This window comes from Streptomyces sp. NPDC058459 (genome assembly GCF_042721685.1).
GTDB lineage: Bacteria > Actinomycetota > Actinomycetes > Streptomycetales > Streptomycetaceae > Streptomyces.
This window is the reverse complement of record NZ_JBHXLV010000205.1, coordinates 1-11,475: the sequence shown is the minus strand read 5'-3', so window position 1 is coordinate 11,475 and position 11,475 is coordinate 1. Positions and strand designations below refer to the sequence as shown.

The 11,475-nt window shown below is 73.4% G+C and carries 8 protein-coding genes; 6 read left to right on the top strand and 2 right to left on the bottom strand.

The features are described from left to right. Positions 1–344: 344 nt before the first annotated feature. Positions 345–1,784, bottom strand: coding sequence for an NADP-dependent phosphogluconate dehydrogenase (gndA, locus tag ACFWN1_RS27280; protein ID WP_384367297.1), 1,440 nt, complete (start codon positions 1,782–1,784; stop codon positions 345–347). Positions 1,785–2,068: 284 nt separating this feature from the next. On the opposite strand from gndA, the gene ACFWN1_RS27275 reads away from it, so the two are divergent. Then, entirely contained in the window at positions 2,069–3,304 is a 1,236-nt protein-coding gene (locus ACFWN1_RS27275; RefSeq protein WP_384367294.1) for a transglycosylase family protein, read from the top strand. A 43-nt stretch (positions 3,305–3,347) separates the two neighbouring features. Here ACFWN1_RS27275 and ACFWN1_RS27270 read toward each other — a convergent pair whose 3' ends face one another. Continuing rightward, on the bottom strand, positions 3,348–4,469 hold the full coding sequence (locus ACFWN1_RS27270) for a DMT family transporter (RefSeq protein WP_384367292.1): 1,122 nt from the start codon (positions 4,467–4,469) through the stop codon (positions 3,348–3,350). 215 nt (positions 4,470–4,684) lie between these two features. On the opposite strand from ACFWN1_RS27270, the gene ACFWN1_RS27265 reads away from it, so the two are divergent. From ACFWN1_RS27265 to ACFWN1_RS27245, 5 genes are all read left to right on the top strand, one after another. Next, complete coding sequence (locus ACFWN1_RS27265; RefSeq protein ID WP_384367300.1) at positions 4,685–5,425, top strand: (2Fe-2S)-binding protein; 741 nt, start codon at positions 4,685–4,687, stop codon at positions 5,423–5,425. A gap of 40 nt (positions 5,426–5,465) precedes the next feature. Next, on the top strand, positions 5,466–6,617 hold the full coding sequence (gene glgA, locus ACFWN1_RS27260) for a glycogen synthase (protein ID WP_384367290.1): 1,152 nt from the start codon (positions 5,466–5,468) through the stop codon (positions 6,615–6,617). Between the two features lie 54 nt (positions 6,618–6,671). After that, positions 6,672–7,892 (top strand): glucose-1-phosphate adenylyltransferase, encoded by a 1,221-nt coding sequence (glgC, locus tag ACFWN1_RS27255; RefSeq protein ID WP_384367287.1) that lies wholly within the window; start codon positions 6,672–6,674, stop codon positions 7,890–7,892. Positions 7,893–8,016: 124 nt separating this feature from the next. Further along, positions 8,017–10,335, top strand: coding sequence for a GH92 family glycosyl hydrolase (locus tag ACFWN1_RS27250; protein ID WP_384367284.1), 2,319 nt, complete (start codon positions 8,017–8,019; stop codon positions 10,333–10,335). 147 nt (positions 10,336–10,482) lie between these two features. After that, positions 10,483–11,475 (top strand): wax ester/triacylglycerol synthase domain-containing protein (locus tag ACFWN1_RS27245; RefSeq protein WP_384367281.1); only part of this gene is annotated, 993 nt, incomplete at its 3' end.

The window sequence follows — 11,475 nt, the reverse complement described above, 5'->3', positions numbered from 1 at the left end:
GGGCGGGTTGGGGCCCCCGCCGCTTCGGGTGGGGGCCCCCAGGCCCCGACCGCCAGCCCAGCGGCGGACGGGGGTGATGAGGGACGAGGCTCGCGGCTAGCCTAGTTGGTCAGCTCGGAACCGTCGCTCTTGGACGGAACGCCCCCGCGCCTGCGGGGATGGCCCCAGCCCGTCAGCATCAGGGCAGCGCAACCTCGTGATCGCTGCCCGATGGTGCCCAGCCGTGCGCGGCTTTCCGGCCCCGGCCGAGAGGTCGGCCCGGAGGAGGCTCGGGACCGCGCCCCCTGTCCCGAGCCTTTGTGTTGTCCGGCGAGTGCACTCCGTACGGGGTGCACTCGTGGCTGTCAGGCGCTGGTTTCGGTGCGGTCGGCGCCCCAGAGGGTGTGGAAGGTGCCGTCGCGGTCCGTGCGCTGATAGGTGTGGGCGCCGAAGTAGTCGCGCTGGCCCTGGGTGAGGGCGGCGGGGAGGCGGGAGGCGCGCAGGGAGTCGTAGTAGGCGAGGGTGGCGGCGAAGGCGGGGGTGGGGACGCCCTGGGTGACGGCGGTGGTGATGACGCCGCGCCAGTCGTCCTGGGCGGCGGAGATCTCGTCGGCGAAGGTCTCGTCGGCCAGGAGGCTGGGGAGGTCGGGCTGGGCCTCGTAAGCCTGGGTGATGCGGTCGAGGAAGGCGGCGCGGATGATGCAGCCGCCGCGCCAGATCGCGGCGACCTTGCCGAGGTCGATGTCCCAGTCGTACTCGGCGCTGCCGGCGGCGATCTGGTGGAAGCCCTGGGTGTAGGAGACGATCTTCGAGGCGTAGAGCGCCTGCTCGACCTGGTCGGCGAAGGCCGCGGCCTCCTCCTTGCCGAGGGTGCGGGCGGAGGGGCCGGCGAGGTGCCGGGAGGCCGCGCGCAGCTCCGCGTGGCCGGAGACGGAGCGGGCGAAGACGGCCTCGGCGATGGCGGAGACCGGCACGCCGAGGTCGAGCGCGATCTGCACCGTCCAGCGCCCGGTGCCCTTCTGCTCGGCCTGGTCGACCACCACGTCGACGAACGGCTTGCCGGTCTCCGCGTCCACGTGGGACAGGACCTCGGCGGTGATCTCGATCAGGTAGGAGTCCAGGCGGCCGGTGTTCCAGGTGCGGAAGATGTCCGCGATCTCGGCGGGCGGGTACCCGGCGACATCACGCAGCAACTGGTAAGCCTCGCCGATGAGTTGCATGTCGGCGTACTCGATGCCGTTGTGCACCATCTTCACGAAGTGCCCGGCGCCGTCGGGACCCACGTGGGTCACACAGGGGGCGCCGTCATCCGCCTTCGCGGAGATCTTCTCCAGCATCGGACCCAGCGAGTCGTACGACTCCACCGAGCCGCCCGGCATGATGCTCGGCCCGTGCAGCGCGCCCTCCTCGCCGCCCGAGATCCCGGTGCCGACGAAGTGGATGCCCTGCTCACGCAGCTCCCGCTCCCGGCGCCGGGTGTCCGCGAAGTGCGCGTTGCCCCCGTCGATGATCATGTCGCCGGGCTCCAGCAGCGGCGCGAACTCCTCGATCACCGCGTCCGTCGGCTCCCCGGCCTTCACCATGATCACCAGCCGTCGCGGGCGCTCCAGCGCTTCGACGAAGTCCTTGGCGGCCTCGGCCGGGACGAACTCGCCCTCGCCGCCGAACTCCTCGACCAGCTCGCGCGTCTTCGACGCCGTGCGGTTGTGGACGGCGACCGTGTAGCCGTTGCGCGCGAAGTTCCGGGCGAGATTGCGGCCCATGACCGCCAGACCCGTGACGCCGATCTGCGCGTGTGTGCTCATACCGCCTGCTCCCTAGCTGCGTCGTTGCTGCGCTCCGGCGTGACCGGAACCTGCGGCCCATCCTGTCGCGCCGCCCCGGCGAACGCACTTCAGGCTCGCCAGCCATCAGTACGGACGAGGGACCGCCGACGGCTCAGTTCGCCGGGCCCCGAAAACCTCCGACCTCAACCTATGCCGGTTCCTGGCCACTTGGACCCTTGGCAGGCCGGATTCCGCTCTTGTCCTGGCCTGTTCCCGGCGCTTACTTTTGCCCCTCCTGACGCATGTCGAGGGGATTTCGGACCATGGCCGTACGCGGCCGGCATCGCCGGTACCAGCCGAGCAGGATCAACCGCGCCTCACTCACCGTCACCGCCGGCGGCGCCGGACTCGCCCTGCCGCTGGTCGCGGCGGGCACCGCGGGCGCGGCGGACGCCGCCACCTGGAACAAGGTCGCGGCCTGCGAGTCCAGCGGCAACTGGAGCATCAACACCGGCAACGGCTACTTCGGCGGCCTCCAGTTCACCAGCTCCACCTGGGAGGCGTACGGCGGCACCCGGTACGCGCCCCGCGCCGACCAGGCCACGCGGGCGCAGCAGCTGGCCGTCGCCGAGAAGGTCCTCGACGGCCAGGGCCCCGGCGCCTGGCCCGCCTGCGGACCGCGCGCCGGACTCGTCCGCGGCGGGAACGCGCCCCGCACGGAGTCCTACACGAAGCCCCACGCGGGGCCCCACACCGAGTCCCGCACGGAGAGCGCGTCGAGCCGGCCGGCCAGGACGGCCCAGAGCCGGGCGAGACCCGTCGCCGCCCAGGACGTACGGCCGCAGACCACCCCGCAGTCCCGCGCCGGCCGCGCCGAGATGTACACCGTGGTGCGCGGCGACACGCTCTCCGGCATCGCCGGTGAACACCGGGTACGGGAGGGCTGGCACGGCCTCTACGAGGACAACCGGACGGTCATCGGCGCCGACCCCGACCTCATCGTCCCGGGCCAGCGGCTCAGTCTGGACGGCGCCGCCAGGACGCCCGCCGCGTCCGGGCACCGGACGCACCCCGGGACCGAGCCGAAGAAGGCCGCTCCGAAGCCCCCGCACAGGGCCGCCACCGAGAACAAGACGTCTTCGGGCCACTCCGGGAACACGGTCGTGGCCCCCGTGCACGCCTCCATCGGCACCGGCTACCGCACGGCGGGGTCGCACTGGTCGAAGGGCTACCACACCGGCGTCGACTTCCTGGTGCCCACCGGCACCTCGGTCCACTCCATCGCGGGCGGCCTGGTGATCTCGGCGGGCTGGGGCGGCTCCTACGGGTACCAGGTCGTCGTCCGGCACCATGACGGCCGCTACTCGCAGTACGCCCACCTCTCCGCGATCTCCGTGCGGTCCGGGCAGAGCGTGAGCACCGGCCAGCGCATCGGCCGCTCCGGCGCGACCGGCAATGTCACCGGTCCCCACCTGCATTTCGAGGTGCGCACCGGCCCCGGCTTCGGCAGCGACCTCGACCCGGTCGCCTACCTCCGGGCCCACGGCGCCCAGCTCTGACCGTCAGGCGCGCAGGTCTGAGCGTCAGACGAACAGCTCTCCGTCAGGCGCAGAGGGGGACGTCGGGCACGGAGACGGAGTGAGAGGCGGCGGGAGTGCCCACGCCGCCGTCACCCCGCCGCGGCCCGGCGTCCCCGTCGTCCACGGACACGAGCGCCGGGGCGTCCGGGTCCACCGGCCACCTCGCGTCCGGCGCCGGCCCGCGCCCGGTGTCCGGGGCGGCGCGTACGGCGGCCACCTGGCCGCCCTCGCCCGGCAGCCACCCGGCGCGCGCGGCCGGGACGCGTACGCCGTCCACCGGTGTCTCCGCCCCCGCCGCGGCGCCCCGCTCCGCCGGACCGCCCAGCCGCTCCGTGGTCAGCAGGATCAGCCCGCCGCACGTCACCACCGCGCAGCCCAGCGCCAGTACCGTGCCCGTGGTGCCGTGGCGGAAGGTCTCGCCGAACATGACGATGCCGACGACGGCGGCCAGCACCGGGTTGACCACGGTCAGCGTGGCCAGGGGGGCGGCGAGCCCGCCATCCCGGTAGGCCGCCTGGGACAGGAACACCCCGGCGCCCGACAGCACGGCGATCACCCCGAGTGACGGCAGCCCGGTGAGGCCGACGCCCGTGCCCCAGTCGACGGCGACCGTCTTGGTGAACACCGAGGACATGCCGAAGGCCACCCCCGCGCCGGTCGCCAGCAGCACACTGCGGACCGCCGGATGCCGGTGCGCGGCCCGCGCAGCCGCCAGCAACGCGACGATCACCCCGCCCGTCACCACCGCCAGCCCCGTCCGCTGCGCCGGCCCCAGGGAACCCGCACCGGACGAGCCGACCAGCGAGAGCAGGCCCGCGAGACCGGCCGTGGCCATGACGGCTCCGCGCCAGGCGGTCGCCCCGGCCGCGCGGCCGACGAACAGCGCCGCCATGGGCAGCGCGAAGACGATCGTCAGCGCGCCCAGCGGCTGGACCAGGCTCAGCGGTCCGAAGGCCAGCGCCACGACGTGCAGCACCCCGCCGAGGCCGTTCAGCCCCAGCGCCGCCCACCAGCCCGGCCTGCGCAGCGACGCGAGACGCTCGGCGGAGCAGGACTCCGCGACGCGCTCCTGCACGACGGCACCGCCCGCGTACGCGACGGCGGAGACGAAGGACAGCAGCACGGACAACGCGAGGGCGCTCATCTGCGGCCCCCCGGGTCCTGTCCCAGCGGCAGGCGGGCCCGGCTCAGGGCACGGTCGGCTTCCATGACGGACACTCTGCCCGCTCGCGCCCGTACCGTCGTCGTCCCTGAGCACGCGATGAGTCCTACTGCCGATGGAGTACGACGGCGCCCCGGTCATCCCCAAGGCGGGTGACCGGGCGCCCGCGCACTCAGGGCCTGATAGAAGTGCTGACCGTGGAACTCGACCCCGGCCTGACCGCCTTGCGCCCGCTCGGCGGCTTCTTCGTCCTGCGCACCGGCGGCTGCCCCGCCGAACCGGCGGCACCTCCCCTCGACCAGACGTACGCGGGACAGCTGACCGGTGTTCAGACCGACGCTTTGGCGGCGCGGATCGGCGTCGTCGCGGACCGGCTGCGCGTCCGGGAGCCCCGGGTCTGCGCCTCCCTGGCCCAGCAGGGGCTCGCAGCCCGGCTCTGGTCGGCCGCGCTCGCCTGCGCCGCGCTGTACGGGCGGACGCCCGACCTCGCCCCGCGCCTGCTGCGCTGGGACGCCGCCGCGACCGCCCCCGACGACCTGTGGCTGACCGAGGTCCGCCCGCTGCCCGGCGACGCGGACGCCCTCGCCGACACCGTGCTGCACGCCCATCTGGAGCCCCTAGGGGAAGCCCTGACCCGCCGGTACGGGGTGGCGCCCGGCCTGCTGTGGGGCAACGCCGCCTCCGCGCTCGCCGGAGCCGCCCGTCTGCTGGACCGGTGGGCCCGCGCCAACGCCCGCGCGGACGTGGCCGAGAGGGCGGCCGGCCTCACCGACGACCTCTTCACGCACCCCCTGCTGCGCGGCACCGGAGTCCGCTCGGGCGCGGCGTTCCACCGCCGCAGCTGCTGCCTCTACTACCGGGTCCCCGGCGGAGGCGTCTGCGGGGACTGCTGCTTCACCCGCCCGCCGGGCTCTTCCCCACGCGCCGCTTCTGGGTGACCATGAAAGGAACTGCCGCCGATGTCCAAGGGGTTACCGGGTGCGAGTGGGACTGCTGACGCGTGAGTACCCTCCGGACGTGTACGGCGGCGCCGGCGTCCATGTGGAGTTCCTGGCCCGCGAGCTGGCCGCACTCGTGGACCTGGAGGTGCACTGCTGGGGCGAGGGCCGGGGCGCCGGCGTCGTACGGCACCGCCCGTGGCCCGTGCTGGACGGCTCCAACGACGCCCTGCGCACCTTCTCCGTGGACCTCTCCATGGCCGCCGCCCTCCAGGGCGCCGACCTCGTCCACTCCCACACCTGGTACGCGGGCCTCGCCGGCCATCTCGCCAAGCTGCTGTACGGCATCCCGCACGTGACGACCGCGCACTCGCTGGAGCCGCTGCGCCCCTGGAAGGCCGAGCAACTCGGGGGTGGCTACGCCCTGTCGAGCTGGGCCGAGCGCACCGCGGTCGAGTCGGCGGACGCCGTGATCGCCGTGTCCGGCGCCATGCGCGACGACATCGTCGCCTGCTACCCGGCGCTGGACGCGGACCGCGTGCACGTCGTGCACAACGGCATCGACACCCGCCTGTACCGCCCCGACCCCGGCACCGATGCCCTGCGCAGGCACGGCATCGACCCGGACCGGCCCTACGTCCTCTTCGTCGGCCGCATCACCCGGCAGAAGGGCGTACCCCAACTGCTGCGCGCGGTACGGGAGATCGACCCGGAAACCCAGGTGGTGCTGTGCGCCGGCGCCCCCGACACCCCCCAGATCGACCGGGAGTTCCGCGACCGCTTCCAGGAACTCAGTGCCGTCCGGACCGGGGTCTTCTGGATCCCGCAGATGCTGCCGCGCGCCGAGGTCGTCCAACTCCTCACCCACGCAGCCGTGTTCGTGTGCCCCTCGGTCTACGAGCCGCTCGGCATCGTCAACCTGGAGGCCATGGCCTGCGGCACCCCGGTCGTCGCGTCCCGCGTCGGCGGCATCCCGGAGGTCGTCGACGACGGCCGCACCGGACTGCTCGTCGACACCGGCGGCGACTTCGAGGGGAACCTCGCCCGCGCCCTGGACACCGTGCTCGCCGATCCGGCCGCCGCGCGGCGGATGGGGGAGGCCGGACGGGTCCGCGCGGTGGGGGAGTTCGGCTGGGACGCGGTGGCCCGGCGCACCGCGGGTCTGTACGAGGAGATCCGTAAGCAGGCGTGATCCGACGGATGTCAGGGCATTCGTGGATTCAAGCCAAGGGTGAGGGGAGGCGCCATGCGCCGAGGAGGTCCTTCGGTTCTCGGAATCGTGCTGGCGGGCGGTGAGGGCAAACGGCTGATGCCGCTCACGACGGACCGGGCCAAACCCGCGGTCACTTTCGGCGGCACCTACCGCCTGGTCGACTTCGTGCTGTCCAACCTGGTCAACGCCGACGTGCTGCGCATCTGTGTGCTCACCCAGTACAAGTCGCACTCGCTGGACCGGCACGTCACCACCACCTGGCGGATGTCCAGCCTGCTGGGCAACTACGTCACCCCGGTCCCCGCCCAGCAGCGGCTGGGCCCGCGCTGGTACCTGGGCAGCGCCGACGCCATCCTGCAGTCGCTGAACCTGGTCCACGACGAGCAGCCCGAGTACGTCGCGGTGTTCGGCGCCGACCACGTCTACCGCATGGACCCCGGCCAGATGCTGCACCAGCACATCGAGAGCGGCGCGGGCGTCACCGTCGCCGGTATCCGGGTGCCGCGCGCGGAGTCCTCGTCGTTCGGCGTGATCACACCCGGCTCGGACGGCCGCCTGGTGCAGCGCTTCCTGGAGAAGCCCGCCGACCCGCCCGGCCTGGCCGACGACCCGAACAGTGTCTTCGCCTCCATGGGCAACTACATCTTCACCACCAAGGTCCTCATCGAGGCCCTCCAGCGGGACGCCGAGGACGAGCAGTCCGCGCACGACATGGGCGGCTCGATCCTCCCCCAGCTCACCGGCCGCGGCGAGGCCCAGCTCTACGACTTCCACGACAACCACGTCCCCGGTGAGACCACCCGCGACCAGGGCTACTGGCGGGACGTCGGCACCCTCGACGCCTACTACGAGTCCCACATGGACCTGATCGCCGAGCGGCCCGCGTTCAACCTGTACAACCGGCAGTGGCCGATCTACACCCACTCCAACCAGCTCTCCCCGGCCCGGTTCAGCGCGGGCGGCATCGCCAGCGAGTCCATCATCAGCGCCGGCTGCCTGATCCGCGGCCAGGTCAGCCGCTCGGTGCTGTCGCCCGGCGTGCGCGTCGACCCCGGCGCGGTCGTCCAGGGCTCGGTGCTGCACGACAACGTGCGGGTCGGCCGGGGCGCGGTCGTGCGCGGCGCGGTGCTGGACAAGAACGTGGAGGTGCCGCCCGGCGCGACCATCGGCGTCAACCCCGAGCGGGACGCGGAGCTGTACACCGTCTCCCGGAGCGGGGTGATCGCCCTGGGCAAGGGCCAGCTCGTCACCTGATCCGCCGCCGAGAACCGGCGGTCCCCGCGACGCGCCGCCCTCGAACCGTCCCGGATGCCCGAGTTCACGTCGTTCGCCCCGCACGATGCTGGCAACGACATCGAACCAGCGGAGGTCATCCGACATGAGAGGGACCCGGCGCACCGGGCTGTGGCTGGCGGGGGTGATGGCAGCGTCCGCGCTCGCCGCCACCCCCGCCCGCGCCGCCGAACCGTCCGACGGCCGGCTCACCGATCTGGTCGACCCGTTCATCGGGACCCAGAACGAGGGCAACACCTTCCCCGGCGCCGCCGTGCCGTTCGGCATGGTCCAGCTCTCCCCGGACACCGGGCACCGGACGGGCTACGACCACACCCACGACCACATCCGCGGCTTCTCCCTGCTCCATGTCTCCGGCGTCGGCTGCCGGATCGGCGGCGACCTGCCCGTGCTGCCCACCACCGGCGAGGTCACCGCCACCGACAACGCCCGCTACGCCGCCGCCTTCTCCCACGACGACGAGGCGGCGAGCCCCGGCTACTACCGCGTCGGCCTCGGCACCGGCATCCGCGCCGAACTCACCGCCACCGCCCGCACCGGCGTCCAGCGCTACACCTTCCCGGCCACGAAGCAGGCCAACGTGCTGCTCAACGCCGCCCAGTCGCTGCACAGGCCGGGCGGCGCCGAGGCGGAGATCCTCGACGACCGCACCGTACGCACCAAGATCTCCGGCCACGGCTTCTGCCGGGACACCGGCCCGTACACGGTGTACACCGTCACCCGGTTCAGCCGGCCCTTCACCGCGTACGGTGCCTGGGACTCCGGCGCGGTCACCGCCGGGGCGCGCAGCGGCACGGGCGGGGTGTACGTCCGCTTCGACACCACCGGGGACCGCACGGTCGAGGCGACCACCGCACTGTCGTACGTGGACGCGCGCGGCGCCGCCGCCAACCTGCGGGCCGAGGGCGGGCCGTCCTTCGACACCGTGCGCCGGCGGGCCCGTCAGGCGTGGGAGAGGAGGCTCGCGGCCGTCCGGGTGCGCGGCGGCGACCTGGCGCGGCGCCGCACCTTCTACTCCTCGCTGTACCGCTCGTTCCTCGCGCCCAACATCGGCAGCGACACCGACGGCCGCTACCTGGGGTGGGACCAGAAGCCGCACCGCGCGCGGGGCTTCACCTACTACCAGAACTGGTCGCTGTGGGACACCTACCGCACCCAGGCCCAGCTCCTCGGCCTGCTCGCGCCGCGCGAGGCCCGGGACATGGCGCGCTCGGTGGTGCGGATCGACGAGGACGGCGGCTGGCTGCCCAAGTGGGGCTACGGCCCGGTCGAGACCAACATCATGACCGGCGACCCGGTGACCCCCTTCCTCACCACCGCCTTCCACCTCGGCCTGCTGAAGGGCTTCGAGGACCGCGCCTACCGTGCGCTGAGGAAGAACGCCGACGGCGTGCCGCCCGCCGCCTACCCGGGCGTCGGCCGGGAGGCCGACGCCGAGTACCTGGCGCACGGCTACGTGCCGTACATCAAGGGCCGCCCCTACGCCAAGAACGGCGACTCCGACTACCACTTCGGCGCCTCCGCCACCCTGGAGTACGCCCTCTCCGACGCCATGCTCGCCCAGATGGCCCGCGCCCTCGGCCACCGGGACGACGCCGCCCGCTACGCGGCCCGGTCCCGGAACTACCGCGACGTCTTCGACCCCACGACCGGTTTCTTCCGCGCCCGCGACGCCTCCGGCGCCTTCACCGGACCGGCCGACCCGGCCGAGAGCGTCGGCTTCCACGAGGGCACGTCCTGGCAGTACCAGTGGCTCGTCCCGCAGGACCTCCCCGGCCTGATCGGCCTGATCGGCGGCAAGGAGGCGGCCGACCGCCGCCTGGACTCCTTCTTCGCCTACGACAGGCTCCTCTCCGACCCCGGGGCGACCGCCCGCCAGGTGTGGGTGCACGGGAACGCGTACGACTACTACGGCGCCGCCACGTACAACCCGCAGAACGAGACCGACCTGATCGCGCCGTACACCTACCTCTCCACCGGCCGCCCCTGGAAGACCACCGACGTGGTGCACGCGGCGCTCACCCTGTTCACCGACACCCCGGCCGGCCTGACCGGCAACGACGACCTCGGCACCATGTCCGCCTGGAACGTGCTGACCTCCATCGGCCTCTTCCCGGTCCAGCCCGGCTACGACACATGGGGCCTGTCCACCCCCGTCTTCGAGCGTGTCGACCTCGTCCTGGACCGCCGCTACTGGCCCGCCGGCGCCCTCACCGTCACCGCGCCCGGCACCTCGGCCGCCGACCGTTACATCCAGACCGTCCGCACCGACCGGATGCCGCACGACCGCACCTACCTCACGACCCGCGCCCTGCGCTCGCTGCGGACACTCGCGTTCACGGTCGGCCCGCGCCCGTCCGAGTGGGGTACGGCACCCGACGCGGCACCCCCGGCACTCAGATGACCTGAGGATCCGCCGAGTCCCGCCCCTTCTCTCGGGGCGGGACTTTGTCCGTTGTTAACTGTGCGTAACCTGATCGCACTTGACCGTAATCGGGGTTCGGGGATTGACTCGGGGAAAGTCCACCCGTAGAAGACGCGAGGCACGCCCTTGACTTCCGATCTGCTCGCCCCGCTCGACCTCGCCTTCTGGAACATGGAGTCCGCCCGGCACCCCATGCACCTCGGCGCGCTCGGCGTCTTCGCCACCCACTCGCCCGCCGCCGGAGCGCACGCCGCCGACCTGCTCGCCTCCCGCGCCGCCTCCGTCCCCGGCCTGCGCATGCGCATCCGCGACGTCTGGCGGCCCCTCGCCTTCGGCGGCGCCACCCGCGAGCCCGTACCCGACTTCGACCCGCTGGACCACGTACGGCTGCACGCCCCGACCGACGACTTCCACGGCATGGCGGGGCGGCTCATGCAGCGCCCGCTCAGACGCGGGCGGCCACCGTGGGAGGCGCATGTCCTGCCCGGCGCGGACGGGGTGTCCTTCGCCGTGCTGTTCAAGTTCCACCACGCCCTCGCCGACGGGCTGCGCGCCCTGAAACTGGCCGCCTCCCTGCTCGACCCCGTCGACCTGCCCGACCGCGCCCCGCGCCCCGCCGAGCAGCGCCCCGGTCTGCTCTCCGAGGTGCGCGCGCTGCCCGGCCGCGTCCCCGACCTGGTCAGGGGCGCCGTCTCCGACCTGGGCCGGGCCCTGGACATCGGCGGCTCGCTGGCCCGCTCCACCCTCGGCATGAGCCCCGCCCCGGCCCTCACCTCCGCGCCCAGCGGCACCCGCCGCACCGCCGGGGCCGTGCTCGACATCGACGATGTGCACCGGGTCCGCAAGAGCACCGGCGGCACCGTCAACGACGTACTGATCGCGGTCGTCGCGGGCGCCCTGCGCCGCTGGCTGGAGGAGCGCGGCGACGGCACCGAGGGCGTCGCCCCGCGCGCCCTCATCCCGGTCTCCCGGCGCCGCCCGCGCACCGCCCAGCCGCAGGGCAACCGGCTCTCCGGGTACCTGATGCGGCTCCCGGTCGGTGACCCCGACCCGCTCGCCCGGCTGGAGACGGTGCGCACCGCGATGATCCGCAACAAGGACGCCGGCGCGGACCGGGGC

Coding starts and splice junctions, on each gene's coding strand:
- ACFWN1_RS27275 (WP_384367294.1), top strand. CDS start 2,069: ATGGCCGTACGCGGCCGGCATCGCCGGTACCAGCCGAGCAGGATCAAC.
- gndA (WP_384367297.1), bottom strand. CDS start 1,784: ATGAGCACACACGCGCAGATCGGCGTCACGGGTCTGGCGGTCATGGGC.
- ACFWN1_RS27250 (WP_384367284.1), top strand. CDS start 8,017: ATGAGAGGGACCCGGCGCACCGGGCTGTGGCTGGCGGGGGTGATGGCA.
- ACFWN1_RS27270 (WP_384367292.1), bottom strand. CDS start 4,469: ATGAGCGCCCTCGCGTTGTCCGTGCTGCTGTCCTTCGTCTCCGCCGTC.
- glgC (WP_384367287.1), top strand. CDS start 6,672: ATGCGCCGAGGAGGTCCTTCGGTTCTCGGAATCGTGCTGGCGGGCGGT.